General features: G+C 70.4%; 29 protein-coding genes and 1 pseudogene. 22 read left to right on the top strand and 8 right to left on the bottom strand.

Going from position 1 to position 26,189, the window contains the following annotated elements; genetic code table 11:
• Positions 1-7: 7 nt before the first annotated feature.
• Both ABZ815_RS00700 and ABZ815_RS00695 read right to left on the bottom strand, forming a co-directional pair.
• Complete coding sequence (locus tag ABZ815_RS00700) at positions 8-655, bottom strand: DUF5667 domain-containing protein (RefSeq protein WP_357692455.1); 648 nt, start codon at positions 653-655, stop codon at positions 8-10.
• 60 nt (positions 656-715) lie between these two features.
• Positions 716-1,366 carry a sigma-70 family RNA polymerase sigma factor gene (locus tag ABZ815_RS00695; RefSeq protein ID WP_357692453.1) on the bottom strand — a complete coding sequence of 217 codons (651 nt, stop codon included), beginning with the start codon at positions 1,364-1,366 and terminating at the stop codon, positions 716-718.
• Positions 1,367-1,579: 213 nt separating this feature from the next.
• Between ABZ815_RS00695 and ABZ815_RS00690 the strand changes: the two genes are divergently transcribed.
• On the top strand, positions 1,580-2,983 hold the full coding sequence (locus ABZ815_RS00690) for an antibiotic biosynthesis monooxygenase (protein ID WP_357692451.1): 1,404 nt from the start codon (positions 1,580-1,582) through the stop codon (positions 2,981-2,983).
• Here the strand turns inward: ABZ815_RS00690 and ABZ815_RS00685 are convergent.
• Positions 2,980-3,213, bottom strand: a complete 234-nt coding sequence (locus tag ABZ815_RS00685; protein WP_357692449.1) for a glutaredoxin family protein — start codon at positions 3,211-3,213, stop codon at positions 2,980-2,982. The two genes, ABZ815_RS00690 and ABZ815_RS00685, sit on opposite strands and share 4 nt — an antisense overlap.
• Before the next feature lie 114 nt (positions 3,214-3,327).
• Here ABZ815_RS00685 and ABZ815_RS00680 point away from each other — a divergent pair, with 114 nt between their 5' ends.
• From ABZ815_RS00680 to hemL, 7 genes are all read left to right on the top strand, one after another.
• Positions 3,328-4,005, top strand: a complete 678-nt coding sequence (locus tag ABZ815_RS00680; RefSeq protein WP_357692447.1) for a redox-sensing transcriptional repressor Rex — start codon at positions 3,328-3,330, stop codon at positions 4,003-4,005.
• Positions 4,002-5,258: a glutamyl-tRNA reductase gene (locus tag ABZ815_RS00675; RefSeq protein ID WP_357692445.1), complete on the top strand. Its 1,257-nt coding sequence runs from the start codon at positions 4,002-4,004 to the stop codon at positions 5,256-5,258. Before ABZ815_RS00680 ends, ABZ815_RS00675 begins: the two co-directional genes overlap by 4 nt.
• Positions 5,255-6,160 (top strand): hydroxymethylbilane synthase, encoded by a 906-nt coding sequence (gene hemC / locus ABZ815_RS00670; RefSeq protein ID WP_357692443.1) that lies wholly within the window; start codon positions 5,255-5,257, stop codon positions 6,158-6,160. Before ABZ815_RS00675 ends, hemC begins: the two co-directional genes overlap by 4 nt.
• Positions 6,161-6,195: 35 nt before the next feature.
• Positions 6,196-7,701, top strand: a complete 1,506-nt coding sequence (locus ABZ815_RS00665; protein WP_357692441.1) for a bifunctional uroporphyrinogen-III C-methyltransferase/uroporphyrinogen-III synthase — start codon at positions 6,196-6,198, stop codon at positions 7,699-7,701.
• Entirely contained in the window at positions 7,698-8,681 is a 984-nt protein-coding gene (gene hemB, locus ABZ815_RS00660) for a porphobilinogen synthase (protein WP_357692439.1), read from the top strand. The genes ABZ815_RS00665 and hemB overlap by 4 nt, the downstream gene beginning before the upstream one ends.
• A gap of 130 nt (positions 8,682-8,811) precedes the next feature.
• Positions 8,812-9,441, top strand: coding sequence for a bifunctional DNA primase/polymerase (locus tag ABZ815_RS00655; RefSeq protein ID WP_357692437.1), 630 nt, complete (start codon positions 8,812-8,814; stop codon positions 9,439-9,441).
• A 48-nt stretch (positions 9,442-9,489) separates the two neighbouring features.
• The gene (gene hemL, locus ABZ815_RS00650; protein ID WP_357692435.1) at positions 9,490-10,779 is read left to right on the top strand and encodes a glutamate-1-semialdehyde 2,1-aminomutase; all 1,290 of its coding nucleotides are present in this window, start codon (positions 9,490-9,492) and stop codon (positions 10,777-10,779) included.
• Here hemL and ABZ815_RS00645 read toward each other — a convergent pair.
• Entirely contained in the window at positions 10,721-11,620 is a 900-nt protein-coding gene (locus ABZ815_RS00645) for an EamA family transporter (protein WP_357692433.1), read from the bottom strand. The genes hemL and ABZ815_RS00645 overlap by 59 nt on opposite strands.
• 183 nt (positions 11,621-11,803) lie before the next feature.
• On the opposite strand from ABZ815_RS00645, the gene ABZ815_RS00640 reads away from it, so the two are divergent.
• Positions 11,804-12,724 carry a LysR family transcriptional regulator gene (locus tag ABZ815_RS00640; RefSeq protein ID WP_357692431.1) on the top strand — a complete coding sequence of 307 codons (921 nt, stop codon included), beginning with the start codon at positions 11,804-11,806 and terminating at the stop codon, positions 12,722-12,724.
• Between the two features lie 39 nt (positions 12,725-12,763).
• Here ABZ815_RS00640 and ABZ815_RS00635 read toward each other — a convergent pair whose 3' ends face one another.
• The gene (locus ABZ815_RS00635; protein WP_357692429.1) at positions 12,764-13,624 is read right to left on the bottom strand and encodes a DMT family transporter; all 861 of its coding nucleotides are present in this window, start codon (positions 13,622-13,624) and stop codon (positions 12,764-12,766) included.
• A 246-nt stretch (positions 13,625-13,870) separates the two neighbouring features.
• Here ABZ815_RS00635 and ABZ815_RS00630 point away from each other — a divergent pair, with 246 nt between their 5' ends.
• The 5 genes from ABZ815_RS00630 (at position 13,871) to ccsA (ending at position 18,379) form a co-directional block, all read left to right on the top strand.
• On the top strand, positions 13,871-14,509 hold the full coding sequence (locus ABZ815_RS00630; protein WP_357692427.1) for a histidine phosphatase family protein: 639 nt from the start codon (positions 13,871-13,873) through the stop codon (positions 14,507-14,509).
• A gap of 71 nt (positions 14,510-14,580) precedes the next feature.
• Positions 14,581-15,153 (top strand): TlpA disulfide reductase family protein, encoded by a 573-nt coding sequence (locus tag ABZ815_RS00625; RefSeq protein WP_357692425.1) that lies wholly within the window; start codon positions 14,581-14,583, stop codon positions 15,151-15,153.
• On the top strand, positions 15,146-15,868 hold the full coding sequence (locus tag ABZ815_RS00620) for a cytochrome c biogenesis protein CcdA (protein WP_357692423.1): 723 nt from the start codon (positions 15,146-15,148) through the stop codon (positions 15,866-15,868). Before ABZ815_RS00625 ends, ABZ815_RS00620 begins: the two co-directional genes overlap by 8 nt.
• A complete protein-coding gene (locus ABZ815_RS00615) occupies positions 15,868-17,430 on the top strand; it encodes a cytochrome c biogenesis protein ResB (protein ID WP_357692421.1) in 1,563 nt (520 codons plus the stop codon). Before ABZ815_RS00620 ends, ABZ815_RS00615 begins: the two co-directional genes overlap by 1 nt.
• On the top strand, positions 17,420-18,379 hold the full coding sequence (gene ccsA, locus ABZ815_RS00610; protein ID WP_357692419.1) for a cytochrome c biogenesis protein CcsA: 960 nt from the start codon (positions 17,420-17,422) through the stop codon (positions 18,377-18,379). Before ABZ815_RS00615 ends, ccsA begins: the two co-directional genes overlap by 11 nt.
• Here the strand turns inward: ccsA and ABZ815_RS00605 are convergent.
• The gene (locus tag ABZ815_RS00605) at positions 18,376-18,663 is read right to left on the bottom strand and encodes a PLD nuclease N-terminal domain-containing protein (protein WP_357692416.1); all 288 of its coding nucleotides are present in this window, start codon (positions 18,661-18,663) and stop codon (positions 18,376-18,378) included. The two genes, ccsA and ABZ815_RS00605, sit on opposite strands and share 4 nt — an antisense overlap.
• 123 nt (positions 18,664-18,786) lie before the next feature.
• Here ABZ815_RS00605 and ABZ815_RS00600 point away from each other — a divergent pair, with 123 nt between their 5' ends.
• Both ABZ815_RS00600 and ABZ815_RS00595 read left to right on the top strand, forming a co-directional pair.
• Positions 18,787-19,764: a hypothetical protein gene (locus ABZ815_RS00600; RefSeq protein WP_357692414.1), complete on the top strand. Its 978-nt coding sequence runs from the start codon at positions 18,787-18,789 to the stop codon at positions 19,762-19,764.
• A gap of 10 nt (positions 19,765-19,774) precedes the next feature.
• A complete protein-coding gene (locus ABZ815_RS00595) occupies positions 19,775-20,017 on the top strand; it encodes a hypothetical protein (RefSeq protein ID WP_357692412.1) in 243 nt (80 codons plus the stop codon).
• 165 nt (positions 20,018-20,182) lie between these two features.
• Here ABZ815_RS00595 and ABZ815_RS00590 read toward each other — a convergent pair whose 3' ends face one another.
• Positions 20,183-20,404: a BldC family transcriptional regulator gene (locus ABZ815_RS00590; protein ID WP_026214226.1), complete on the bottom strand. Its 222-nt coding sequence runs from the start codon at positions 20,402-20,404 to the stop codon at positions 20,183-20,185.
• Positions 20,405-20,661: 257 nt separating this feature from the next.
• Between ABZ815_RS00590 and ABZ815_RS00585 the strand changes: the two genes are divergently transcribed.
• Positions 20,662-20,880, top strand: a complete 219-nt coding sequence (locus tag ABZ815_RS00585; protein ID WP_357692410.1) for a DUF4229 domain-containing protein — start codon at positions 20,662-20,664, stop codon at positions 20,878-20,880.
• Here ABZ815_RS00585 and ABZ815_RS00580 read toward each other — a convergent pair.
• A complete protein-coding gene (locus tag ABZ815_RS00580) occupies positions 20,877-22,037 on the bottom strand; it encodes a hypothetical protein (protein WP_357692408.1) in 1,161 nt (386 codons plus the stop codon). The genes ABZ815_RS00585 and ABZ815_RS00580 overlap by 4 nt on opposite strands.
• Positions 22,038-22,244: 207 nt before the next feature.
• Here ABZ815_RS00580 and ABZ815_RS00575 point away from each other — a divergent pair, with 207 nt between their 5' ends.
• The 5 genes and pseudogenes from ABZ815_RS00575 to ABZ815_RS00555 all read left to right on the top strand — a co-directional run bounded on the left by ABZ815_RS00575 (position 22,245) and on the right by ABZ815_RS00555 (position 26,099).
• On the top strand, positions 22,245-22,961 hold the full coding sequence (locus ABZ815_RS00575) for a demethylmenaquinone methyltransferase (protein ID WP_357692406.1): 717 nt from the start codon (positions 22,245-22,247) through the stop codon (positions 22,959-22,961).
• A 567-nt stretch (positions 22,962-23,528) separates the two neighbouring features.
• Positions 23,529-23,648: pseudogene (locus ABZ815_RS00570) on the top strand (DUF397 domain-containing protein); the annotation flags it as partial.
• 183 nt (positions 23,649-23,831) lie between these two features.
• Positions 23,832-25,085: a geranylgeranyl reductase family protein gene (locus ABZ815_RS00565; protein WP_357692404.1), complete on the top strand. Its 1,254-nt coding sequence runs from the start codon at positions 23,832-23,834 to the stop codon at positions 25,083-25,085.
• Between the two features lie 64 nt (positions 25,086-25,149).
• A complete protein-coding gene (locus ABZ815_RS00560) occupies positions 25,150-25,545 on the top strand; it encodes an NADH-quinone oxidoreductase subunit A (protein ID WP_357692402.1) in 396 nt (131 codons plus the stop codon).
• 2 nt (positions 25,546-25,547) lie between these two features.
• Complete coding sequence (locus tag ABZ815_RS00555) at positions 25,548-26,099, top strand: NADH-quinone oxidoreductase subunit B family protein (RefSeq protein ID WP_352322512.1); 552 nt, start codon at positions 25,548-25,550, stop codon at positions 26,097-26,099.
• Positions 26,100-26,189: the final 90 nt, after the last annotated feature.

Here is a 26,189-nt window from a genome sequence, read left to right as displayed (position 1 = left end):
GTTCAGCTTACCTAGCCGGTGCCACGAGCCCCTCGATGTAGTCGAGGTAGCCCGCGGCCTGTCCCTTCTGTGCCTCGTTGAGCTGGTCCAGCATCGGCTCGACCACGTCCCGCTGCTTCTGCGCGAACTTCTTGATCTTGGACGAGCGGGGCTGCGTCCGCGCCAGCCGGCTGATGCCGGAGCGGGTGGAGTCCTCCATGTCCTTGAGCGTCTCGCCCACCAGCGGGCTGTCGGTGGACGAGCCGAGCAGGCTGGCGACCTCCTTGGCACGGGTCTCGGCCGAGGCCAGCTCGCGCGCGCCGCGTTCCGCGTCGTCGGTGCTCAGGTGCACGAAGGTGCTCTCCGCGGCCCTCTTGAGCGGGTACAGCGTGTCGCCAGGGACCGCCTGGTACGTGGTGAAGGCGGCGATCACCATGACCCCCGCCAGGCCGAACGTGGCGAGCTGGGACAGCAGCGGGCGGCGGCGCCGGACGGGCGGGCCGGCCGGGGCCGGGGCGCGCTCCTCGTCGGGGGCCGACAGCAGCAGGCGGCCGGAGACCAGGTCCTCGCGCAGCCGCTCGCGGAAGGCCGGCTCCGGCCCGCCGCCCACGGACGGGCCCCGCAGCTCCGTGAGACGCTCGATGACGAGCTCCCGCCGCCTGCGCGCCCTACTCATGACAGCTCCCTGAGGGATCCAGCCGTGACAACTGGCCTAACGAGGTGCGGGTGGGGGAGGTTACGCCAGGTCGTGCTTGAGTGCCCTGGCGAGCGTTCGAATGGCTCGAAACTGCAGCGCTTTGATCGCTCCACTCTTCTTCCCCATGATCAACGCGGTTTCCGCGAGCGAGAGGCCGTGCAGGAAGCGCAGCACCACGCATTCCTGCTGGTCGGGATTGAGATCGCGGACGGCGCGCAGCACCCGGTCATTGATGATGGCGGTGACCACCGCGTTCTCCGGGATGTGCGAGCCTTCGAGCGGTACGTCGATCAGCTCCCCCGTCGGGATCTCCAGTCGGTAGCGGCCGGACTTGAAGTGGTCGGCGACCAGGTTCCTGGCGATGGTGACGAGCCAGGCGCCGAAGTCGCGGCCCTGCCAGGTGAAGTCGCCGATCCTGCGCAGCGCGCGCAGGAAGGTCTCGCTGGTGAGGTCCTCGGCGAGCTGGTGGGCGCCGACGCGGAAGTAGATGTAGCGGTAGACCAGGTCCACGTAGCGGTCGTAGAGCGTGCCAAAGGAGTCCGTGCATCCGTTCTTGGCGTGCAGCACCAGCGTGCGGATGTCGTCGGGCACTTCTTCGCGCACTTCTTCGCGCACGCCAAGCTCGCCCGTCCGGGCAGGTCCAGCGACCGGCGGAGCAAGCAGCCCGGCGAACGGCCACGAATCAGGCATCCGATATCCCTAGGGGTAAGGGGTGCGGCGTGCTCGAATACTCTAGAAATCAACTCGAAATTCCACAATCCGTGCCCGCTGGCATGGCTACGAGTAATCGCCCTATACCGTATAGGCGCATACCCCACAGCCTGCGGCGAAGCCCCTCATGGAGCGCCTGTTTTCTCTTCGGCTACCGGCCGGGAGGCATCGTCCGGCAGCATTGGAGTCACCATGGAGATCCTTGTTGCTGTCATAGCCCTTGCCGGTGCGCTCCTCGCCGCCGTCGCGACCGGAGCCCTGATCCGCCGGTTGCGCGACGAGCCCGAGGGCTGGTTGATCGCCTGGACCGTTGCAGCTGGAGCCCTGTGCCTGTCGCTGGCCGTGGTCGCCATCGGCTCCGTCCTGGGCTTCGGGCCGGTCACGTTCCGGATCTACCAGGTGACGGGTTCGCTGCTGGCGCCGCTCTGGCTGGCCGTGGGCCTGATCCAGCTGATGGCCGACAAGGTGCCGCCGAGATTCCTCGCATGGCTGTTCGGCATCGCGCTCACCGTCGTCTCCGTCGCGATCCTGACCTTCGACCCGCTCAGGTCCACCGACCTGGGCAAGAAGCTGCCGTCCGGCTCGGCCCTGTGGGGGCTCATCCCGGACAAGCTGCTCATCGGCGTGCACGCGATCGACGTGCTCGTCCTGCTGGCGTGCGTGGTGGTGGCCGCGCTCAAGTGGCGCGGCGGCGACGAGTACGACACCGACAACCTGCACGCGGTCCTGGTCATCGCGCCGTCGAGCATCGCGCTGGTGGGCGCCATGCGGTTCGCGGTCCCGCCGCTGTTCACCACGGCGCTGCTCGCGGTGGGCTCGGCGGCGATCTGGTACACCGTGCTGCGCCCGCTGGCGCCGTACGAGGACGACGACGAGGACGAGCTTGAGGCGCCGCACGACGACCGGGAGCACCGGCCGGGACGCAGGGCCGCGCCGGAGCCCGTGCCGGCCGCCGAGCCGCCTCCCGTGGCGCCCCCGCGCCGCTCACCCGGCCTGGGCGACCTGGTGGCCGAGTACCGGGCGGGCGACCAGCAGGTCGACTACGCCGCCCGCATGGGGGCCGCCCCCGACACCGGCCCGGCGACCGGCTACATCATGAACGGCTCCCCGCCCCCGCGCATGGACACCTCCCCGCGCATGGAGCCCCCGCCCCAGCGGCCCGACTACTCGATGCCCGGCACCGGCGTGGCCTACCCGGGCGCCGAGCTGTTCAGCCCGTCGCAACCGCAACCGCAGCCGCAGCCGCAGCAGGGCGGGGGCCGTCCCGCGCCCAGCATCTACGGCCTGCTCACCGTCTTCACGATCATGGACGGCGCCGGCGCCGCGTTCGACCGCCTGGCGGAGGCCACCGTCGAGGCCGTGCGCCGCAGCGAGCCCGACACGCTCGTCTACGCCTGCCACGCCGTCAAGTCGGCCCCCCTGCAGCGCATCGTCTACGAGCTCTACCGGGACGAGGTCGCCTACCGCGACCACCAGCGCCAGCCGCACGTCGAGCGCTTCCTCAACGAGCGTCAGGCGATGGTCCTGGCCACCAACGTGATCGAGCTCAACGTCAACGCCGCGAAGGTGGTGCCGCTGCCCACCGTGATGTTCTAGGCCAGGGCGGCGCGCAGGCGGGTCTCGTCGACCCGCCAGAAGTCGTGCTGCACGCCGTCGATCAACGTCACCGGGATCATCTCCCAGTACTTCTCCCTCAGCTCCTCGGAGGAGTCGATGCTGACCTCCTCCCACGGCACACCCAGCTCTCCGGCCACCCTGGCGATGACCGCGCGGGCGTCGTCACAGAGGTGGCAGCCGGGCTTGCCGAGCAAGGTGATGCGATGCATGTCCCCAACGGTAGCGCCCCTACTTTGTGCATCGGTTCACAAAGGGATTAACCTGAAAGACGGTTCTAATCCGTTCACGCGGTCCCCACCGCCCGTTCCCTGGAGCTCCGGCACGTGAAGAGCACGTCCCAGTCCCGTGACCGCGGCATCCCCGAGGCGACGGTCGCCAGGCTTCCGTTGTACCTGCGGGCGCTGCACGGGATGGCGGAGCGCGGCGTCGCGACCGTGAGCTCGGAGGACCTGGCCGTGGCCGCGGGCGTGAACTCGGCCAAGCTCCGCAAGGACCTCTCGCACCTCGGCTCGTACGGCACCCGCGGCGTAGGCTATGAGGTGGAGTACCTCGTCTACCAGATCTCCCGCGAACTCGGCCTCACCCAGGACTGGGCGGTGGCGATCGTCGGGGTCGGCAACCTCGGCCGCGCCCTGGCGAACTACGGCGGTTTCGTCTCCAGGGGCTTCCGCGTGGCCGCGCTCTTCGACGCCGACCCCGAAGTCGTGGGCGACACCATCGCGGGGTTGAATGTGGAGCACATCGACGAACTGGAAGCCGTCATCAGGCGGCGTGGAGTCTCGATCGTGGTACTGGCGACACCGGCGGCAGCGGCGCAGGAAGTGTGCGATCGCGTTGTCGCCGTGGGCGTGACCAGCATCCTGAACTTCGCCCCAGTCGTCCTCACCGTTCCGGACACCGTCGACGTCCGGAAGGTCGACCTGTCAATCGAACTGCAGATTCTCGCGTTCCACGAGCAACGCAAAGCTGGGGGGCCACTCATGGCGGTGGACGGTCAATGAGTGTTCTGGCGATCGGACTAAGCCACCGGACCTCTCCGGTGGCTCTTCTCGAACGCGTCTCGGTGACCGGTGACGCGCTGGTCAAGCTGCTGCACGACGTGCAGCAGGACGCCAGCGTCGCGGAGGCCATGGTGATCTCGACCTGCAACAGGGTCGAGATCTACGTCACGGTCGACCGCTTCCACGCCGCGGTCACCTCGATCAGCGGGCTGCTGGCCGTGCACTCGGGTGTGCCGGCCGACGAGCTGACCCCGCATCTTTACGTGCACTACGAGGAGCGGGCCGTCGAGCACCTGTTCTCGATGGCGTGCGGCCTCGACTCCATGGCCGTCGGCGAGGGCCAGATCCTGGGCCAGGTCCGCCAGGCGCTCAAGCTCGCCCAGAAGCACGGCACGGTCGGCGCGACCCTCAACGAGCTGACCCAGCAGGCGCTGCGCGTCGGCAAGCGCGCCCACGCCGACACCGGCATCGACCAGGCGGGCCCCTCGCTGGTCTCGGCGGGCCTCGCGCTCGCGGGCGACCTGGCCGGGCGGCGGGCGCTGGTGGTGGGCGCCGGCTCGATGAGCTCGCTGGCCGCCGTCACGCTGCAGCGCGCCGGCGTCACCGACATCGTCGTGGCCAACCGCACGTACGAGCGGGGCGCGCGGCTGGCCGACTCGGTCGGCGGCCGGGCCGTCGGGTTCGCCGCCGTTCCCGAGGAGCTGGCGGGCGCCGACGTCGTCATCACCTGCACCGGCGCGGGGCGGCACGTCATCACCCCGGATATGCTGACCAGGGGCGCGTTCCTGCTGGACCTGGCGCTGCCGCACGACATCGACCCGGCCGTGCGCGAGGTGCCCGGCATCACACTGGTCGACCTGGAGACCATCCAGGAGTCCGGCATCGGCTCGCACGGCGGCGACGCCGTCGAGTCCGTGCGCGCCCTCGTGGCCGAGGAGCTCAACACCTACCTCGACGCCGCCCGCGCCGCCCGCGTCACCCCCACCGTGGTGGCGCTGCGCAGCAAGGCGGCGGGCGTGGTCGAGTCCGAGCTCGGCCGCCTGATGATGCGTATGCCCGATCTCGACGACAAGGCCAGGGACGAAGTCGCCATGACCGTGCAGAGGGTCGTTGACAAACTGCTTCACGAGCCGACTGTGCGTGTCAAGCAGCTCGCCGCCGGTCCAGGGGGCGATCATTATGCGGAAGCCCTGCGTGAATTGTTCGATCTCGACCCGAAGATGCCCGCGGCCGTGAGGGAGGTGGAGCTGTGAACCTGCGGTTGGGCACCCGCCGCAGTGTGCTGGCGACCACGCAGTCCCAGATGGTGGCCGACGCCCTCACCGAGCGCACCGGGCGTCCGGTCGAGCTGGTGGGCGTGACGACCTTCGGCGACGTGACCAAGGCCCACCTGGCGCAGCTCGGCGGCACCGGCGTGTTCGTCAGCGCGCTGCGGGACAAGCTGGTCGAGGGCGAGATCGACTTCGCCGTCCACTCGCTCAAGGACCTGCCGACCAAGCAGGACCCGCGCTTCACGCTGGCCGCGCTCCCCGAGCGCCACGACCATCGCGACGCGCTGGTCGGCTCGCACAAGTTCGCCGACCTGCCCGCCGGGGCCCGGGTCGGCACGGGCTCGCCGCGCCGGGTCGCCATGCTGAGCGCGCTGCGCCCCGACCTTGAGTACGTCCCGATCCGCGGCAACGCCGACACGCGCATCGGCAAGATCGCCGCGGGCGAGCTCGACGCCGTCGTGCTGGCCAGCGCCGGGCTGACCAGGCTCGGCCGCGGCGGCGAGATCGCGCAGATCTTCGAGGTCGAGGAGCTGCTGCCCGCCCCCGGCCAGGGCGCGCTCGCCGTCGAGTGCCTGGCCGGCCGCGCCGACCTGGTCGAGACCCTGGCAGTGCTCGACGACCCGCGCACGCGCAGCGCGGTGACCGCCGAACGCGCCGTGTTGTCCGCACTGGAGGCCGGCTGCGCCGCTCCCGTGGGTGCTTTCGCGGCCGATGACGGGCACACTCTGAACCTGACCGCCACGGTCGTCTCCATCGACGGCCGCGAAGCGGTCCGCAAGTCCGCCGCCGGCTCTCCTTCGGAGGCTGCACAGCTGGGCCGCCTCCTGGCGGCCGAGATGATCGCCGAAGGGGCCGACAGATTGATGGGGGAGCATTCCCATTGAGCTCCGATAGTCCAACCTCCGGTTTCGTCGCCTTCGTGGGGGCGGGTCCCGGTGACCCCAACCTGCTGACGCTCCGCGCCGCCGAACTCCTGGGCAAGGCGGACGCCGTCGTGCTCGACGACGAGCAGTTCGGCCCGCTGCTCAAGTACTGCCGCGAGGGCGTCGAGGTCGCCGAGGGCGACTACGTCCAGCGGGCCAAGGCCGGGCAGCTCGTGGTGCGCCTGTGCGCGGGCGACCCCATGTTGTTCTCCTCGATCGACGACGAGGTCGCGGCCTGCGTGGCGGCGGAGGTGGACTTCGAGATCGTGCCCGGCGTGCCGCCCGCGACCGCGGTGCTCACCTACGCCGGCATCCCGGCGGCCACGGCCGTGCCCGAGTTCCGGGTCGTCGACGCCGCTCAGGAGCAGGACTGGTCGTCCCACGCCGCCACCCGCGGCACGCTGGTGATCTACAACGGCATCACCGAGGCCGTCGCCATCGGCAAGGCGCTGATCGCCGGCGGCAAGCCCGACACCACGCCCGTCGCGGTCAGCAGCGGCGGCACCACCACCGAGCAGTACACCGTCGTGTCCTCGCTCGGACGGCTGCAGGCCGACCTCAAGCACGCCGGGTTCACCGAGCCCGCGCTGATCGTGGTCGGCGAGGCCGTGGGGCAGCGCGACCGGCTGTCGTGGTTCGAGACCAAGCCGCTGTTCGGGTGGCGGGTGCTGGTGCCGCGTACCAAGGAGCAGTCGCGCAGCCTGTCCGAGCAGCTCATGGCCTACGGCGCGGTGCCCGAGGAGGTGCCGACCATCTCGGTCGAGCCGCCGCGCACGCCGCAGCAGATGGACCGCGCCATCAAGGGCCTGGTCACCGGCCGCTACGAGTGGGTGGCCTTCACCAGCGCCAACGCCGTCAAGGCGGTGCGCGAGAAGTTCGAGGAGTACGGGCTCGACGCGCGGGCCTTCGCCGGGCTCAAGGTGGCCGCCGTGGGCGAGGCCACCTCCCAGGCCCTGGTCGAGTTCGGCGTCAAGCCCGACCTGTTGCCCTCGGGGGAGCAGTCCTCCGAAGGGCTCGTGGCCGAGTGGCCTCCCTACGACTCGATGCTCGACCCGATCAACCGGGTGCTGCTGCCGCGGGCCGACATCTCGACCGACACGCTGGTGGCCGGGCTCACCGAGCTGGGCTGGGAGTGCGACGACGTGACGGCGTACCGGACGGTCCGCGCCGCGCCGCCGCCCGCGCCCATCCGCGAGGCGATCAAGGGCGGCGGGTTCGACGCCGTGCTGTTCACCTCGTCCTCCACCGTGCGCAACCTGGTCGGCATCGCGGGCAAGCCGCACAACGTCACCGTGATCGCGGTGATCGGGCCGCAGACGGCCAAGACGGCCGAGGAGTTCGGGCTCCGGGTCGACGTCATGTCCGACAAGCCATCCGCATCCGCCTTGGCCGCAGCGCTGGCCGAGTTCGGTGCCAAGCAGCGCCAGGCGGCCGTGGCCGCGGGTGACAGCCCGCGCAAGCCCTCCCAGAACCGCCGTGGCGCCAGGAGGAGAGCCAAGTGAGCGCCCAGTTCCCCGTCGCACGTCCCCGGCGCCTGCGCCGCAATCCGGCGCTGCGCCGGCTGGTGTCGGGCACCCGGCTGCACGCCGCCGACCTGATCCTGCCGATGTTCGTCAAGGAGGGCATCGACGAGCCGCAGCCGGTGGCGTCGATGCCGGGTGTGTTCCAGCACACCCGCGACTCGCTGCGCAAGGCCGCGCACGAGGCGGCCGAGGCCGGCGTGGGCGGCCTGATCCTGTTCGGCATCCCGGCGGTCAAGGACGCGACCGGCTCGGCGGCCGACGACCCCGACGGCATCCTCCAGGTCGCCCTGCGCGAGGTGAACGCCGAGGTCGGCGACGCCCTCGTGGTCATGGCCGACACCTGCCTCGACGAGTTCACCGACCACGGCCACTGCGGCATCCTCACCCCGTCCGGCGACGTCGACAACGACGCCACGCTTGAGCGCTACGCCTCGATCGCGGTGGCCCAGGCCGCCGCCGGCTCCCAGATGGTGGCGCCGAGCGGCATGATGGACGGCCAGGTCGGCGCCATCCGGACCGCGCTCGACGGGGCCGGCTACGCGGACGTCCCGATCCTGGCCTACTCCGTCAAGTACGCCTCCGCCTTCTTCGGCCCGTTCCGCGAGGCGGCCGAGTGCGCGCCGCAGTTCGGCGACCGCAGCACCCACCAGCAGGACCCGGCCGGTCCGCTGGAGGAGGCGCTGCGCGAGGTCAGGCTCGACCTGGCGGAGGGCGCTGACGCCGTCATGGTCAAGCCTGCGCTGGCCTACCTCGACGTCATCACCCGGGTGCGCGACGCGGTCGACGTGCCGGTGGCGGCGTACCAGGTGAGCGGCGAGTACGCGATGGTCGAGGCGGCCGCGGCCAACGGCTGGGTCGACCGCGAGCGGATGATCATGGAGTCGCTGGTCGCCATCAAGCGCGCCGGCGCCGACCTGATCCTCACGTACTGGGCGACGGAAGTGGCACGAGGGCTCTAACCATGGGGTTTCCCGTCAACTCCTGAGGCCTGTGCGTTAGAGTGCGATAACAAGTGCTGGTGTGTCCCGCGGTGCGCGAACGGCCCGGAGCCGGGACCTCCTCAGGCGCTGGACTTCGACGGGAGACACCATGGTGGGGGTACCACTGGCTCGGCGTACCAGAAAGCGGTCGCGGCCGACGCGCATCGATACTGTGCTGGAGTACGCGTCCCTGGGCTGGCCCGTCGTGCCGGGGGCCTTTCCGCTGCGTCACGGCCCCCGCGCGTGCTCGTGCGACCGCGTCGGCTGTCCAGACCCGGGCGCCCATCCGCTCTCGCCCGCCTGGCACATGCAGGCCACGACGGACACGACGCTGCTGACCCGCTGGTGGGAGAGCGAGCCCGAGGCCAACGTGATCCTGCCCACAGGGCGCGTGTTCGACGTGTTCGACGTACCGCTCGCCTCCGGCCTGTCGGCCCTCACCAGGATCGACGCCGCCGATGCCCACCCAGGCCCGGTCGCCGCTCAAGGCGACCGGGTCTTGTTTTATGTGGCCACCCGCGGCAACCCCGAGGACGAGGACGAGTGGTGGTCCTGCCAGCTCGACTGCGACCCGGCCACCATCGACGACACGCCGGGCCTGCGCTGGCACTGCCGCGACAGCTACGTGCTCGCGCCGCCCTCGACCCTGCCCACGGGCCAGCCGGTCTCCTGGCTCCGCCCGCCGGACGGCCGCCCGCTGCCCGACCCGCTGCGCATCCTGGAATGGCTGGCCGACTGACCACGCCCTGCGGCGAGGGCACCGGTACGCGGGGCTAACCTGGGTCGGGTGAGCCGTACACAGAACTCCGAGGACCTGTTCGCCCGCGCCAGGGAAGTGGTGCCCGGCGGCGTCAACTCGCCCGTGCGCGCGTTCGGCGCGGTGGGCGGCACGCCGCGTTTCATGGCCTCCGGCCAGGGGCCCTACATCACCGACGTCGACGGCAACCGCTACGTCGACCTGGTCTGCTCCTGGGGTCCGATGATCCTCGGCCACCGGCATCCCGCGGTCGTCGAGGCCGTCTCCGGCGCGGTCGCCCACGGCTTCTCCTACGGCACCGCCACGCCCGGCGAGGTCGAGCTGGCCGAGGAGATCGTCTCCAGGATGGCGCCGGTCGAGAAGGTGCGCCTGGTCAGCTCCGGCACCGAGGCGACGATGAGCGCGGTGCGCCTGGCGCGCGGCTTCACCGGGCGGTCCAAGGTGATCAAGTTCGCCGGCTGCTACCACGGGCACGTCGACGCGCTGCTGGCCTCGGCAGGGTCAGGGGTGGTGACGTTCGGGCTGCCGGACACGCCGGGGGTCACCGGGGCGTCGGCGGCCGACACGATCGTGCTGCCGTACAACGACGTCCAGGCGGTGGAGGAGGCGTTCGCGGCGGCCGAGGTGGCCTGCGTGATCACCGAGGCGTGCCCGGCGAACATGGGCGTCGTCCCGCCGCGCGACGGCTTCAACGCCCGGCTGCGCGAGCTGTGCACGGCCAACGGCGCGCTGCTCATCGTCGACGAGGTGCTCACCGGCTTCCGCGTCTCGTCCGCCGGCTGGTACGGCCTCGACCCCGTCGACGCCGACCTCATGACGTTCGGCAAGGTCATGGGCGGCGGCCTGCCCGCGGCGGCGTTCGGCGGCCGGGCCGACGTGATGGCCTTCCTGGCTCCGGAGGGCCCGGTCTACCAGGCGGGCACGCTGTCGGGCAATCCGCTGGCCTGCGCGGCCGGCCTGGCCACCCTGCGCGCCCTCGACGCCGACGCCTACGCGCGCATCGACGCGGCGGCGCTCGCGGTGGGCGACGCGGCGGCCGAGGCGCTGGCGAAGGCGGGCGTGCCCCACCGGTTGCAGCGGGCCGGCAGCCTGTTCTCGATCTTCTTCGCCGAGGCCGAGGTGAGCAACTTCGACCAGGCGAAGGCCCAGAACACCGCGGCCTTCACCGCGTTCTTCCACGCGATGCTCGACCAGGGTGTCTATCTGCCGCCGTCGGCGTACGAGGCGTGGTTCCTGTCGGCGTCCCACGACGACGAGGCGCTCAACCGGATCGCCGACGCCCTGCCGGCAGCGGCGAAGGCGGCCGCGGCGGTTCTGTGACCCGGCGCGGCCTGGTGCCGGCGTAGAGCACGCCGGCGACGATGAGGGCCGCGGCCAGGAGCTCGATCCAGGAGAGCGGCTCGCCGGCCACCAACGCGGCCGACGACATGCCGAACACCGGCACGAGCAGCGTGTACGGCGCCACGGTCGAGGCGTCGTACCGGCGCAGCAGCCAGCCCCACACGCCGAACCCGCCGAGCGTCGAGACGAAGGCCACGTAGGCCAGCGACAACCATCCCTCGGCGGGGGCGGTCAGCACGGGCGGCCCCTCGACCAGCAGCGACAGCAGCAGCAGGGGCGGCGCCGAGAAGGCGCTCACCCAGACCATGAACCGCAGCGAGTCCGGCGGCGCGGCCCTGCGCTGCACCACGTTGCCGAGGCCCCAGGCCGCGGCGGCGGCCACGCACAGGGCGAAGGCGCCCAGCGGGCCGGACACCCCGAAGTCGAACGCGACCAGGGCCAGGCCGCCGAAGGCGACCGCCAGACCGAGGACGCGGCGGGCGGTGGGCCGCTCACCGAGCAGCGTCACCGCGAACAGCACGGTGAAGAGCGCCTGCATCTGCAGGACGAGAGAGGTCAGCCCGGCCGGCATGCCCGCTCGCATGCCCACCAGCAACAGGCCGAACTGACCCACTCCGAGCGTGGCCGCCACCCCGGCGACCCAGCGCCACGGAACTCCGGGCCGCCCCACGAGCAGCAGGGCGGGGAACGCCGCCAGGGTGAACCTGATGCCCGCGTACAGCAGCGGGGGGAAGTACTTCAGGCCGACCTGCATGACGACGAAGTTGAAGCCCCAGACGGCCGCGAGGCCGACGGCGAGGGCGAGGTGGCGGGGGCTCACGCAGAGCGGGTCTTCTGGTACCGGTTGCGCTGCTCGCGGGCCTGCTCGGCGAGCACCTTGAGGTACGAGGTGGAACGGGTCTCGGGCTTCCTGCTCTTAATGATTCGCATGCATATATTTTCATCTGCTTCAGATACAACCACAAGCGAGACTTTCTACGCTAAACCCTTTAGTCTGGCTTACATGTTGGACCTGAACCGGCTCAAGGCTCTTCACGCCGTGCACGTCTACGGTTCGGTCGGCGCGGCGGCCGACGCGCTCATGGTCACGCCCTCGGCCGTCAGCCAGCAGATCGCCAAGCTGGAGCGGGAGACGGGCGCCCGGCTCATGGAGCGCAACGGGCGCGGCGTCCGGCTGACCGACGCCGCAGGCCTGCTCGCCGAGCACGCCGAACGCATCCTCGCCCTGGTCGAGACCGCCGAGGCGGACTTCGAGGCCCTGCGCGGCGAGGTCGTCGGCCGGCTCAGCATCGCCGCCTTCGCCACCGCGACCCGCGGGCTGATGCCCGGCGCGGTCGTCCGGCTCAAGAAGAACCACCCCGACCTGCACGTGCACCTCTACGAGCGCGAGCCCGAGCGGGTGCTGCGCGAGGTGGCCAGGGGCGAGCTGGACCTGGGCGTGATGCAGGACTGGCTCAACCGGCCCATCGCCATGCCCGAGGGCCTGTCCAGGGCCACGCTGCTCGACGACGTGGCCGACGTCGCGATCCCCGCCGGTCACCCGCTGGCCGGGCGCAGGGAGGTGGGGCTGGCCGAGCTGCACGGCGAGCAGTGGATCAGCTCCTCGCCCGGCACGGTCTGCCACGACTGGCTGGTCTTCACGCTGCGCAACGCCTCGCTGGAGCCGGAGATCGCCTGCATGGCCGACGAGTACCCGACCCAGCTCGCCCTGGTCGCCGCCGGGCTGGGCTGCGCGATCGTGCCGCGGCTGGGCCGCGACTGCGTGCCCGACGGCGTGCGGCTGGTCCCGCTCATGCCGCGGCAGTCGCGCCGCATCTACGCGGTGTGGCGCACCGACGCGGCCCGCCGTCCCGCGATCAGGGCCACGGTCGAGGCGCTGGTCGCCGTCAGCCGCGAGCAGGAGAACGCCTGGGCGGTCAGCTGAGCACCCGCCACGCGCCTGCCCCCGCCCCCGCGCCCGCGCTCAACTGAGCGCGATCGCCACCACGCCGCCGAGGATCACGCCCGCCGCCAGCAGCCGCCGCCGCAGGTCGCCCTCGGCCAGCAGCCGCCCGCCGAGCACCACCGCGATCAGCACGCTCACCTCGCGCGCCGGCGCGACCACGCTCACCGGCGCCATCGTGAACGCGACCAGGATCAGCAGGTACGACAGGAAGATCAGGAACGCCGCCCCCACGATCCGCGACCGGTGCTCCCGCCACACGCTCACGACCAGCCGCCGCCTGGCCCCGGCGACGAACGGCGTGAGCGCCAGCGCCCGCCCGACCTCCCCGAGGTAGTTGAGCATGATCGGCGCCACCGCGAACGCGCTGACCACCTGCGAGTCCCACACCGTGTACCCCGCGATGAACAGCCCCACGACCAGCCCGGACACCAGCCCCCGCAGGTCGCCGCGCCCGGCCGCGCCGCCGCTCATCATGAACACGCCGACCCCGACGAGCACGATCCCGGCCACGCCGGCCGGCGCCGGATGCTCGCCCAGGAGCAGCACGGCCACCAGGCTGGCCAGCATCGGCCCGGTGCCGCGGGCGACGGGGTAGACGAGCGACAGGTCACCCGCGCCGTAGCCACGCTGGAGCAGCACGAAGTACCCCAGGTGCAGGGCCGTGCTGCCGCAGATCACCGCGAGGTCGCCCCACGACAGCCGGGCGCCCGTGACCAGCAGGAACCCGGCGAACAGCGGGCTCCACACCACCGTGGCCACGACCCCGATCAGCCAGAGGAAGACGATCCCGTCGGCCTGGGCCGCCTTCTTGCTCAGCAGGTTCCAGGTGGCGTGCGCGACGGCGGCGACGAGAATGAGGACCAGCGCCCAAGGGCTCATGCGGGCGACTCCTTCCAGGGGTGACGGAGAGGAGCCTCCAGGCTTTTGTCCCGTCAGCTGTACGACCCCCCGGGGGCCGTGGCGCCGCTCGGACCTGTCTTCCGGCCCTGGTTGTGGTGGCGGGGGAGGGCAGGCCGGACGCGGAACCCTAGGCGCAGTCGTCCCCGACCCTACCGCCGCGCGAAATGCCGGACCAGGCAGCCCCTGACTATGACCGGCATCGAAACGGATAGGCTGTGGCACACCATGGCTGAAACCACCGTCGTCCACCTTTTGCGCCACGGTGAGGTGCACAATCCCGGCGGCATCCTGTACGGCAGGCTGCCCGGCTACCACCTGTCCGACACCGGCAGGCTCATGGCCGAGACGGTCGCCAAGGCCGTCGGCGGTCGCGACATCGTCGCCGTCCACAGCTCGCCGCTCGAACGCGCGCTGGAGACCGCGTCTCCGCTCGCCGACAAGCTCGGCCTCGACGTGACCAAGGACGACCGCCTGCTCGAAGCGGCGAACATGCTGCAGGGCCGTCCGGTCGGCCAGGGGCTGGCCATCCTCCGCAACCCGCGCAACTACCGCTATTTCTGGAACCCGCTGCGCCCGTCGTGGGGCGAGGCGTACCCGGCGATCGTGGCGCGGATGAAGTCGGCGGTCGACGACGCCAGGGCCGCCGCGCGCGGGCACGAGGCCGTCCTGGTCAGCCACCAGCTCCCGATCTGGACGATCAGGATGGCCGCCGAGGGCCGCCGGCTCTGGCACGACCCGCGCCGCAGGCAGTGCGCGCTGGCCAGCCTCACCACCTTCACCTTCGAGGGCGACCGCCTGGTCAGTGTCGGCTACAGCGAGCCGGCCGGATCGCTGAGTGCGGGGCCGTCGATACCAGGGGCCTGATGTCCGGGCCATGAGTCCCCGCCGGTAGAGTTGCAAGCTCTACCGGTTGTAGTACAAGGAGATCATCCTCCGTGCGCGCGACGTCCATCTCCCTCGTTCTCCTGGCCGCGCTGGCCGCGCTCACCACGGGCTGCGCGGCCAACCAGAGCGGGCAGCCCCAGGTGGGCGACACCCGGTTCGTCGCGGGCGACGGCAAGATCCAGGTCTTCGACGTCTCCGACCGCAAGGCGGCCCCGCCGGTCGAGGGCCCCACGCTCGACGGCGGCACGGCCTCGCTGGCCGCCCACAAGGGCAAGGTCGTGGTGATCAACTTCTGGGCCTCGTGGTGCGGCCCGTGCCGGGCCGAGGCGCCGGTGCTCAAGGAGGCCGCCGCCAAGACCAAGGGCGACGTGCAGTTCATCGGCGTCGACTTCAAGGACCGCCAGGCCGACGCCATCGCCTTCGAACGCACCGAGCAGACCGGCTACTCCCACATCTTCGACCAGCCCGGCAAGGTCGCGCTGTCCTTCCAGGGCACCGTGCCGCCCGCGGCGATCCCGTCCACGCTGGTCATCGACAAGCAGGGGCGGGTCGCGGCCAGGGCGCTCGGGGCGGTCAAGTACACCGACCTGATGAACACGCTCACCAAGGTGCGCGATGAGTGACGTCGTCGCCTCGGGCTCGCTGCTGCTCGCGCTGCCGATCGCGCTGCTGGCCGGGGTGGTGTCGTTCCTGTCGCCGTGCGTGCTGCCGCTGGTGCCGGGCTATCTGTCGTACGTGACGGGCATGAGCGCCGACCCCAAGCGGGGGCGGCTGGTGCTCGGCACGGTGTTGTTCGTGGCCGGGTTCGCGCTGGTGTTCGTGCTCAGCGGCGCGCTGTTCGGCGGGCTCGGCTCGATCATGCTGGGCAACGCCCAGATCATCACGCGGGTGCTGGGCGTCCTGACGATCCTGCTCGGGCTGGCGTTCCTGGGCGTGCTGCCCGGCCCGATGCGCGACGTGCGCATCCACAAGCTGCCGGCCGCGGGCCTGGCCGGCGCGCCGCTGCTCGGCGTGGTGTTCGGCCTCGGCTGGACGCCGTGCATCGGCCCCACGCTGGCCGTCGTGCTCACGCTGGGGCTCAACGAGGGCAGCGCCTCGCGCGGCGCCCTGCTGGCCGTCGCCTACGCGCTCGGTCTCGGGCTGCCCTTCGTGGCCGCGGCCCTGGCCTACAGCAAGGCGTTGCGCACGTTCCGGGCCGTGCGCCGGCACACCCAGCTGATCACCAGGATCGGCGGGGTCATGATGGTGGCCGTCGGGCTGCTGCTCGTCACCGGACTCTGGGGAGCGATGATCGCGGCCATGCAGGGGCTCATCGGCGCGTTCGAGCCGGTGATCTGATGAGCGTCGACGAGCTGGTGCGTGAGGAGCGCGAGCCGCGGCAGGCCAGGCTGGGGCCCGTCGGCTGGCTCCGATGGTGCTGGCGCACCCTCACCTCGATGAAGACCGCGCTGATCCTGCTCTTCCTGTTCGCGCTGGGCTCGATCCCCGGCTCGCTGGTGCCCCAGCGCAGCGTCGAGCCCGACAAGGTGGCGCTGCTCTACCAGCAGAACCCCACCCTGGCCGAGTGGTACGACCGGTTCCAGCTCTTCGACGTGTTCACCTCGGTCTGGTTCGCCGCCGTCTACCTGCTGCTGTTCACCTCGCTCGTCGGCTGCATCATCCCGCGCACCGCGACCTATCTGCGCGAGCTGCGCCGCAAGCCGCCCGCGGCCCCCAAGAACCTGTCCCGGCTGCCGCACGCCGACTCCTTCGAGGGCGACCTGACCGTCGAGGAGGCCGCCGGACGGCTGCGCAAGCTGCGTTTCCGCGTCGTCACCGGCGACGGCTGGGTGGCCGCGGAGAAGGGCTACCTGCGCGAGACCGGCAACCTGTTCTTCCACGTCGCGCTGATCGGCATCCTGCTCGCGGTCGGCTTCGGCTCCCTGTACGGCTACCGCGGCAACGTCCTGGTCGTCGAGGGCGACGGCTTCGCCAACACCGTGGCCGCCTACGACAGGTTCATCCCCGGCAGCCGGGTCTCGGCCGAGTCGCTACAGCCGTTCTCCTTCGAGCTGTCCGACTTCAAGGCCACCTACCAGGTCGAGGGCGACAAGAAGGGCCAGGAGCTCGACTACTCCGCCTATCTGAAGGTGCACGACGAGCCCGGCGCGCCCGTCCGCGACTACGAGCTCAAGGTCAACGACCCGCTTGAGGTCGACGGGACGCAGACGTACCTGATCGGCCACGGCTACGCGCCCGTCTTCAAGGTCACCGACGGCAAGGGCCAGGTCGCCTACGAAGGGCCCGTGGCCTGCCTGATCGACCAGAAGGCCACGCTGACCTCGTCGTGCGTGGTCAAGGCGCCCGACGCGCAGCCGTCCCAGCTGGGGTTCCTGCTGCGCTTCCTGCCCACCAGCGTGCCGCTGACCGACGGCAACTACGCCTCGGCCTTCCCCGGCGAGCTCCAGCCGCAGGTGCAGCTCCTGGGCGGTTACGTGGGCGACCTCGGCATGCGGTCGGGCAAGCCCCAGTCGGTCTACAAGATCCTGCCGGACGAGCTCGACGGCAAGGTCGTCCCGGTGGTGCGGGGATCGTTCGCGACCAAGCCGCTGTCGGTGGGGGAGTCGACCGCGCTGCCCGGCGGGGCCGGGAAGCTGGAGTTCACCGGCGTCAAGGAGTGGATCACGCTCCAGACCGCCTACGACCCGGGGCGCGTGCCCGCGCTGATCGCCGCGGCGGTCGCGGTCGTCGCCATCGCGCTGTCGTTGATGATCCGTCGCCGCCGTGTCTGGGTGCGGATCAAGGAAGGGCGGGTCGACGTGGGCGGCCTGACCCGCACCGAGGGCTCCGCGGCGGGCTTCGCCGAGGAGTTCGCCGAGATCGTCAAGGCTCTATCAGCAGGAGAACAGCATGTCCGCTGAGCAATTGGCCGAGCTGAGCGACAATTTCGTCGTCGCCACCGTCCTGCTCTACATCTTCGCCATGGTGGGCTTCGCGATGGAGCTGGCCTTCGGCAGGGCCGTGCTGGGCAAGGCCGCCGTGAAACGGGCCGCCCGGCAGCCCGTCACGGTCGGCGCCCCCTCGGACGGCGACTCCGCGCCCGAGGCGGAGGAGGCCGTCGCCGACCCCGTGCCCGTCATGGGAGGCGGGGCCAAGGCCGGGCGCATCGCGCTCGTGCTGGCCTGGATCGGCTGGGCGGCCAACCTCGGGGCCATCATCACCCGCGGCCTGGCGGTCGGCCGGTGGCCGTGGGGCAACATGTACGAGTTCGTGGTGGCCATCTGCCTCGCCGCCGTGACCGCGTTCCTGTTCACCCAGGTGCGTCAGAACGTGCGGTTCCTGGGCGCGTTCGTGATGATCGCCGCGACGCTCGGGCTCGGGTTCGCGGTCAAGGTGCTCTACACGGCGGCCGGGCCCGTGGTGCCGGCGCTGAACTCGTACTGGATCGCGATCCACGTCAGCGCGGCGATCCTGGCCAGCGGGCTGTTCACGCTGGCCGGCGTGTCGGGTGTGCTGTTCCTGGTGCGCGGCGACGGGCTGTCCCGCCTGCCCAGCCGCGACGACCTGGAGCGGGTGGCCCACCGTGCGATCGTGCTGGCCTTCCCGCTGTGGACGTTCGCCGTCATCGCCGGCGCGCTCTGGGCCGACCGCGCCTGGGGCCGCTACTGGGGCTGGGACCCCAAGGAGGTCTGGTCCTTCATCACCTGGGTGGCGTACGCGGCCTACCTGCACGCCAGGGTGACCGCCGGCTGGCGGGGCAGGGCCGCCATGATCGTGCAGCTGCTGGCGTTCGGGTGCCTGATGTTCAACCTGGTCGGCGTCAACATCTTCATCTCCGGCCTGCACAGCTACGCCGACGTCAGCGGTTAGTCGTCGCCGCGCATCCGCCGGTCGAGATCTCTCAGGAAGTCGGGGTCGTCGTCCGGGCCCTTCGGCGCGCCCGGGCCCGGCGGCACCGGCCACGGGTCGCGCTCGGCCTTCGGCCGCCCGCGCAGCATCCAGATCACGCCGCCGAGAAGCGGGATCAGCACGACGATGAGGACCCAGAGCGCCTTTGGTACGTTCCTGACCTCTTCCTCGGGTGCGGTGATGACGTCGAAGAGTGAGAAGAGCCAGAAGGCCAGCAACGCCAGGCCGATCAGAACACCTGCCATGCCCGAACTGTAAGCCATCCGCGACGTGATCGTGTCGGACGATGTCCCGTTTCGGATGACTCGGGAAGATCAGCGTCGTACCGTGGAACCCGGTTCGGCATGGACGCGGCGTGAAGGGGTGCGATGGCCTTTTCTCACGACAAGGGCCGACATCGGCGCGGCCGTTGGTGGCGACGCGGGTCGTACCTGTTCTCGCGGCGCGACGAGGCTCCTCCGGACGCGGACCGTTCCTTCTGGTCCCGGCGGAGGGACGGCCGCCCCGAGGTCCCGAGAGAGCGGCTCAACGGCGCGGAGCGGCGTAAGGAGCAGCAGCCGGAACGGTTCGCCCGCCCCGGCGCCCCCCAGCGGCGCGAGGTGACCTGGGACGGCCTCTCGCTGCGCGAGCGCGGGGAACGCCTGCCCGCGGCGGTCGCCGAACGCCCCCGCTACACCTGGTACGACTTCGAGCTCGACGACACACCCCCCAGGGCCCAGCCCAACAGGCCCGAGGCCCCTTCCATCGGCGACGGCCTGCGCCACTGCGGCAAGCTGGAGAAGATCCTCCACCGCCAGTGGGACGCCCGGCACGGCCCGCCGTCCAAGGACGCCGTCCGCGCGGTGGAGAGCCTGGCCCGGCTGCCCGAACGGCTGAAGGAGCTGCTGGCGACCGGCCTGGAAGGCATCTACGTCGGCGCGGGCGGCGTCCCCGACCTCGACGACATGGGCTACTTACGCGGCGCGCCGCTCCCGGCGGGCCGGGCCACCTGGGACATCTGCGCCGGCGCGTACGGCGACCGCAAGATCGTGGTGGGCGACCGGCCCTCACCCACGCCGGACGTGATGATGCACGAGGTCGGGCACGCCATCGACGACCTGGACTCGCTCCACGGCGAATGGGTGTCGGACTCGCCGGAGTTCCTCAAGCTCTACCAGAACGCGTTCCCCAAGCTGGCCTCGACCTTCCACCGCCAGGGCAACGGCCTGGGCCGCAAGGAGTTCTTCGCCGACGCCTTCGCGGCCATCGCCGCCCGCCAGCGCCCGGCCCTGGTGGACATGCTCGGCGGCGACACACGGATGGCGCTCGACGTCATGCTCTTCTTCAACCGGCGCTACGGAATCTAGGTGATCAGCCATGTACGTGATCCGGCTCGCGGACGGGACCTTGCGCGTGCCGCAGAGCCTGACCAGCGAAGACGGGCGTCTGATCGGCAACGCGTACGTGGACGTGCAGCCCGGCGATCCCGAATACGACAAGTGGCTGCCCGAGTCGCTGACCGAGGAGGAGGCGGCCGAGCGCAGGCGTCGCTGGGAGGAGGAGAACGACGACCTCGAACGCGAGTTCCTGGCGTTCAAGGCCAGCCAGGAGGACGCCTGAGGAGGACGGGCGCCAGCCACGGTCGGCGGTTGGCGCCGCCCCGTGCTTGCCCTCGGGAGGTGTGGCCCGGAAGCACGCTCGTTCACGGCCTCACGACGTGAGGCGGATTGAGGTCCCGCCAGCGGTGATCCTGGCGGATCTCAGGATCACCGACTAGACGGAACGTCAGACGCGCGGGGACTCACCTGCTGGCCTGTCGGCCGTGAGAACGTCCTCGCCTCTAAGAAGGGCGTGCACTTCCGACTCGCGGAAGCGCCGGTGCCCTCCGGGGGTGCGGATACTGCTGATGCGGCCTGCCGCAGCCCAGCGCGTAACCGTCTTTGGGTCTACCCGGAAGAGGGCGGCAACCTCTCCTGGGGTCAGCAGACGCTCGCTGCTACTCTCCACCAATCTCTCCCCCTCGCATCCCGCTTCCTGCCAGCGGGCGGACAGGTAACCAGTGTGTCGAGCGAAGCCTGATTTATCCGTGGTTTTCGACAAAGATCACGGGTTGTTATCAGCTGACTGCCCGATTGTTATATGATAGAGCCTCTTTGGGGCTCTCGTGGGTGTTTCTTTACGAAACACCCTTACTGGGAACAGTAGCAGCGCTCGCGTCCGATGCGAAGAGCGACCGCTACCCAGGGACGAGTAACCTCGAACCTGTGCATCCCGTTCTCGTTTACACCGCGTCGCGGATCGGCCTGTTTGTCGTGACCCTGGGTGTTCTCTACCTCGTCGGCCTGCAAAACCCGCTGATCCTGCTCGCAGCCGCTTTCGTGATCAGCGGCGTAGCCAGCTACGTGTTGCTGTCGAGGCAGCGTGACGCCGTCAGCCAACGCCTCAGCAACAAGATCGATCGCCCGAAGCCGCAGGGCGACTAGGGCAGGGGGAACATGCCAATCCGGGCATGGTACTCCCGTCCGAGTCGCGTTGTGTCACTACCGACTAGTAGCCCTGTCTTGTGCGCCAGAAATGCCTTCACGCCGATGCCGCGCTCCCGGCCGGGATTCCAGGCGAGCGCCTTTCCGGTGGACGGATGAATGGCGCCGATGCCCTCGCGGGGGACCGCTCCCGGGCCGGCCGAGTCGCGGCCCTGCGGGTTGTTCAGCCAGCGCTGATGGCCGCCGACATAGACCGCTGAGCCGGTCACCGCGACCGCGTAGAGCGAGTCGCCGCCGGTGGCGTTGGTCCAGGTCGGCCTGATGTCCGAACCCGTCGCGTACGTCTCGAACCGGGCGGCCGTGTCGCACATGCGACCCCTCGGGCCCCCGGTCGTGACGACCACGAAATAGCGGCCGTCGGGGGAGAAGTCCAGGCCGCGCACGTAGGAGGGGAACGGCTCGGCGCAGCGCTGCGCGTAGATCTCGGTGCGCCAGTCGGCGACCCTGGCCACGGGCCCGCTGACGTCGACCAGCCCGAGCTGCGGGCGCGACTTCCCGCCGAGCATGGTGAACGAGCCGTCGACCGCCAGCCTGCTCCCCGACAGAGCCAGGGCCTGGACCTTCACCCTGGGCGTCAGCGGCTCGCCCGGCGTGATGACGAAGCCGGGGTCGGCCACGCCTGTCGCGGCGTCGAGCCCGGCCAGGGCGACGCGCGGCCGGACGAAGTCGCCGCCGACGTAGAGCTTGGACCCGTTCCTGACGAGGGTGGTGACCATGCCGCCCTCGACGCGGGGGGAGAAGCCGCTGACGAGTTGCCCGTCGGCGAGGCTGATCCGGGCCAGCGCGCGGGCGCCGGTGTTGTTGACGCCGGGGAAGGCGCCGCCCACGTAGACCGTGCCGTGGTCGCCGGCGGCCAGGCCGTAGACCGGGCCGGCGACGGACGGCGCGAAGTCGCGCAGGATGCGGCCGGTCGCCAGGTCGTAGGCGAACAGGTTGGCCCGGCGCAGTGTGTACGTGCGGGCGGCGTCGCCGACCTCGCTGAACGAGCCGCCGACGACGACGGTGCCGCCGACCAGCGCGATGGCGTTGACGATGCCGTCGAGGACGTGGGGGGTGTTGTCGACCGGGTCGGCCGAGACCACGCGGGGATGCGCCACGGGGGCCGAAGCGATGATCGCCGCAAGGGCGACACGGGCAAGCATTCACCAACAACTAGCAGACGTGCGGTAGTGGTGCCGTTACTTTGCGTGAATTGCCGTAAGGGCCGGGCTCGCCGTGGGTCCGCCCGTCCACCCGGCGGTAGCTGGTCAAAGGCCGTAACGCCCGGCGAAAACCCCGCCGGCCGCGTGAGTACTCTTGTCCGCATGACGCGCGCTCAGTTGGACAAGCAGCCGGACGAGGTCGCGGCGATGTTCGATCGCACCGCCCGGCGCTACGACCTGGTCAACGACGTTGCCTCGCTGTGGCAGGTCAGGCTCTGGCGCAAGGCCGTGGCCGCCGCCGTCGACGCGGGGCCCGGCGAGGTCGTGCTCGACCTGGGGGCGGGCACCGGCACCTCCACCGACAGCTTCACCAGCCTCGGCGCCCGCGCGGTGGCCTCCGACTTCTCCCTCGGCATGTTGCGCACGGGCGTGCGGCGGCACGGCGGCAACTCGTTGAGCGGGCCCGGCATCCCCTTCGTGGCCGGTGACGCGATGCGGCTGCCGTTCGCGGACGGCGTCTTCGACGCGGTGACGATCTCGGTGGCGCTGCGCAACGTGCACGACACCTCGCAGGCGCTGCGCGAGATGCTCCGGGTGACCAGGCCGGGCGGGCGGCTGGTGATCCTGGAGTTCTCGCACGTGACGTTCGCGCCGTTCGACCTGGTCTACCGCGAGTACCTGATGAAGTTCCTGCCCAAGGTGGCCGGGGTGTTCGGCTCCAACGACGACTCCTACGACTACCTCGCCGAGTCCATCAGGGACTGGCCCGACCAGCGGACGCTGGCCCGGACGATCAGTGACACCGGCTGGGAGCGGGTCGCCTGGCGCAACCTCTCGATGGGCATCGTCGCCGTGCACAGGGCCTTCAAGCCCGCCTGACCGGGCCCGGTCCTGCCTGGCCGGAGTTCAGGGATTCGGCTTGCGCCTTTCTGCCCGCTTTCGCCTTTGCGGGTTGCTCTGAGGGAGACCTCGTGCAATTCCCGCCGGGATGACGACGGGGGCTCTTTCCGGGATTGCTCATTCTGGGCATATCTCCTCGAATTCCCGGAAGGAGCCCGGGTGATCGGAGAAATCAATCCGGCACTCCGCCGCCGGGAGCTCGCCGATGGAGAACGGGCAGGTGGCGCCGTCCGAGAAGGACGTCGCCAGGCTGCTGCGGCACCACGGCACCGGCGGAGCGCGGCGACCTGCTGCTCGCCGTGGCCCGCGACGACGGGCGCGAAAGGCTCCGAATTCACCGCGTCGTTGGCAGATCAATTGTAACGACATGGTTATCGCGGCGTGTCTTGCGGGCTCAGCCGATCTTCTGTTGGCTACCGTCATTGGTCCAGACCAATGAGACTCAGGAGGTAGTCCGTCCGATGAGGCCTCACTGTCTCACCGGACGGATGGCGCAGGAGCAGTCTCAGCGCGGCCGCCGGCGAGTGCGTCGAGTTTACCCGGAGCACAACCGGTGAGGTGCTGTTGCGTGACGCGAAAGACCCCTCCGGTCCGGTTCTGTCCTTCACGCCCGGTGAGTGGCGGGCGTTCCTCGGCGGAGTGCGCAACGCCGGGGTCGAAGTCTGACGCTCTCGTGCGAGGCCCTTCGTTGACGACGGAGGGTCTTCTTGTGTCCGGGATGCGTACCCCGACTGCCACTATGTACAGGAAAAGCAGTAGACTGCGGGCCGACAAGTTTGTGAAGGGGTTCACAAAGGAACGAAGGCGCAAGACCCCGAGGCCTTCGAGCGTGTAGGACAGGACAGTCCAGTGACCGTGCCACCAGCCATACAGGCTGACGCCGACGTCATCGTCGTCGGCGCCGGTCCCGCCGGTTCCGCAACCGCCTTTTACCTCGCTCAGGCCGGTCTCGACGTGCTCCTCCTGGAGAAGACCAGGTTCCCCCGCGAGAAGGTCTGCGGCGACGGCCTGACGCCGCGTGCCGTCAAGCAGTTGCTCAACATGGGCGTCGACATCGACGCGCCCGGCTGGATCAGGAACAAGGGCCTGCGCGTCGTCGGCGGCGGCCACCGCTTCGAGCTCGACTGGCCGCAGTTGGAGCGCTTCCCCGACTTCGGGCTCGTCCGCACCCGCAAGGACTTCGACCAGATCGTCGCGGCCAACGCGGTCAAGAACGGCGTGCGCCTCATGGAGGGCGTCACCGTGACCGGGCCGGTGCTCGACGACCGCAGCGGGCACATCGTCGGCGTGCGCACCAAGGACGGCGCGACGTACCGCAGCCGGGTGGTCGTGGCGGCCGACGGCAACAGCACCCGCCTGGCGATCGGCATGGGCCTGCACAAGCGGGAGGACCGGCCCATGGGCGTGGCCGTCCGCACCTACTTCGAGAGCCCCCGCCACGACGACGACTACCTGGAGACCTGGCTGGAGCTGTGGGACGGCGACACGCTGCTGCCCGGCTACGGCTGGGTGTTCGGCGTCGGCGACGGCACCGCCAACGTCGGGCTCGGGCTGCTCAACACCAGCGCCCAGTTCGGCAACATCGACTACCGCGACCTGTTGAAGCGCTGGTGCAAGGCCATGCCGGCCGACTGGGGCTTCACCGAGGAGAACATGACGGCCCCCATCCGCGGCGCCGCTCTCCCGATGGCCTTCAACAGGCAGCCGCACTACACGCGGGGTCTTATCCTCGTGGGTGACTCCGGCGGGTCAATCAACCCGTTCAACGGCGAGGGCATCGCCTACGCCATGGAGACCGGCGAGATCGCCGCCGAGATCATCGCGAAGGCCCTCAAGGACACCACTCCCGCACAGCGCGAGCGGATCCTGAGGACCTACCCCCAGGTGATGAAGGACGCCTACGGCGGCTACTTCACACTAGGGAGGTTGTTCGTCGAGGCGATTGGGAAGCCGGGTGTGATGCGCTTCGGGACCAGGCACGGCCTGCCTCACCCGAGGCTGATGCGCTTCGCGCTCAAACTCCTTGGTAATCTCACCGACCGGCGAGGCGATGCGTCCGACATGATCATCAACGCACTCTCGAAGGTCGCCCCACCAGCATGATTCCCACGACAGACACATCAAGCTGCGCGCCCGCGCGCGCGGCGACTCCAGAGGAGGCGTAGCGATGGACCTTTACGTGCCCATCCTGGTGCTCGCCGTTCTCGCGGGGGGCTTCGCGATCTTCTCGGTCGCCATCGCTCCCTTCACCGGTCCCAAGCGCTGGAACCGCGCGAAGCTTGACGCCTATGAATGCGGCATCGAGCCGACGCCCCAGCCGGTCGGTGGCGGACGGTTCCCGCTCAAATACATGATCACCGCGATGCTCTTCATCGTGTTCGACATCGAGATCATCTTCCTCTACCCGTGGGCGGTCTCCTTCGCACCGCTGAAGAACGACGCGGGCGACGTCATCGCGTCCGGCCTCGGACTGTTCGCGCTGGTCGAGATGCTGCTGTTCATCGTCACCGTGCTCGTCGCCTACGCGTACGTGTGGCGCCGCAAGGGTCTGGACTGGGACTGAAAATGGGACTTGAAGAGAAACTCCCCAGCGGGTTCATCCTCAGCACGGTCGAAGCGGCCGCCGGATGGGCGCGTAAGAGCTCCGTGTGGCCGGCCACGTTCGGCCTCGCATGTTGCGCCATCGAGCTGATGGCCACCGGTGGCCCCCACTACGACCTGGCGCGCTTCGGCATGGAGCGCGCTTCGGCGTCTCCCCGCCAGGCCGACCTCATGATCGTCGCCGGGCGCGTGTCGCAGAAGATGGCGCCCGTCCTGCGGCAGATCTACGACCAGATGGCCGAGCCCAAGTGGGTCATCGCCATGGGCGTGTGCGCCTCCAGCGGCGGCATGTTCAACAACTACGCCATCGTGCAGGGCGTCGACCACGTCGTGCCGGTCGACATCTACCTGCCCGGCTGCCCGCCGCGGCCGGAGATGCTGATCGACGCGATCGTGAAGCTGCACGACAAGATCCAGAACATGAAGTTCGGCGCTCACCGCGCCAAGCAGATCGAGGACCTCGAACTGCGGGCGCTGCGCACGCTGCCGCTGATCGACCAGGGGGCCGGAAAGTGACCTCGCCCGACCACCTTCCCGGGAGCCCGGAGAGCGGGGAGGCCCCCGAGGCCGCCTCGGTCCCGGCCGTCCCCGAGGCGCCCGTCGCCC

The sequence above is a fragment of the Nonomuraea sp. NPDC047529 genome, assembly GCF_040642995.1.
Taxonomy (GTDB): Bacteria; Actinomycetota; Actinomycetes; order Streptosporangiales; family Streptosporangiaceae; genus Nonomuraea.
This window is presented reverse-complemented; position numbering and strand designations above follow the sequence as displayed.

Coding starts and splice junctions, on each gene's coding strand:
- ABZ815_RS00630 (WP_357692427.1), top strand. CDS start 13,871: ATGGCTGAAACCACCGTCGTCCACCTTTTGCGCCACGGTGAGGTGCAC.
- ABZ815_RS00560 (WP_357692402.1), top strand. CDS start 25,150: ATGGACCTTTACGTGCCCATCCTGGTGCTCGCCGTTCTCGCGGGGGGC.
- ABZ815_RS00640 (WP_357692431.1), top strand. CDS start 11,804: ATGTTGGACCTGAACCGGCTCAAGGCTCTTCACGCCGTGCACGTCTAC.
- ABZ815_RS00695 (WP_357692453.1), bottom strand. CDS start 1,366: ATGCCTGATTCGTGGCCGTTCGCCGGGCTGCTTGCTCCGCCGGTCGCT.
- ABZ815_RS00555 (WP_352322512.1), top strand. CDS start 25,548: ATGGGACTTGAAGAGAAACTCCCCAGCGGGTTCATCCTCAGCACGGTC.
- ABZ815_RS00655 (WP_357692437.1), top strand. CDS start 8,812: ATGGTGGGGGTACCACTGGCTCGGCGTACCAGAAAGCGGTCGCGGCCG.
- ABZ815_RS00605 (WP_357692416.1), bottom strand. CDS start 18,663: ATGGCAGGTGTTCTGATCGGCCTGGCGTTGCTGGCCTTCTGGCTCTTC.
- ABZ815_RS00620 (WP_357692423.1), top strand. CDS start 15,146: ATGAGTGACGTCGTCGCCTCGGGCTCGCTGCTGCTCGCGCTGCCGATC.
- ABZ815_RS00690 (WP_357692451.1), top strand. CDS start 1,580: ATGGAGATCCTTGTTGCTGTCATAGCCCTTGCCGGTGCGCTCCTCGCC.
- ABZ815_RS00675 (WP_357692445.1), top strand. CDS start 4,002: ATGAGTGTTCTGGCGATCGGACTAAGCCACCGGACCTCTCCGGTGGCT.
- ccsA (WP_357692419.1), top strand. CDS start 17,420: ATGTCCGCTGAGCAATTGGCCGAGCTGAGCGACAATTTCGTCGTCGCC.
- ABZ815_RS00685 (WP_357692449.1), bottom strand. CDS start 3,213: ATGCATCGCATCACCTTGCTCGGCAAGCCCGGCTGCCACCTCTGTGAC.
- ABZ815_RS00615 (WP_357692421.1), top strand. CDS start 15,868: ATGAGCGTCGACGAGCTGGTGCGTGAGGAGCGCGAGCCGCGGCAGGCC.
- ABZ815_RS00635 (WP_357692429.1), bottom strand. CDS start 13,624: ATGAGCCCTTGGGCGCTGGTCCTCATTCTCGTCGCCGCCGTCGCGCAC.
- ABZ815_RS00575 (WP_357692406.1), top strand. CDS start 22,245: ATGACGCGCGCTCAGTTGGACAAGCAGCCGGACGAGGTCGCGGCGATG.
- ABZ815_RS00600 (WP_357692414.1), top strand. CDS start 18,787: ATGGCCTTTTCTCACGACAAGGGCCGACATCGGCGCGGCCGTTGGTGG.
- ABZ815_RS00700 (WP_357692455.1), bottom strand. CDS start 655: ATGAGTAGGGCGCGCAGGCGGCGGGAGCTCGTCATCGAGCGTCTCACG.
- ABZ815_RS00595 (WP_357692412.1), top strand. CDS start 19,775: ATGTACGTGATCCGGCTCGCGGACGGGACCTTGCGCGTGCCGCAGAGC.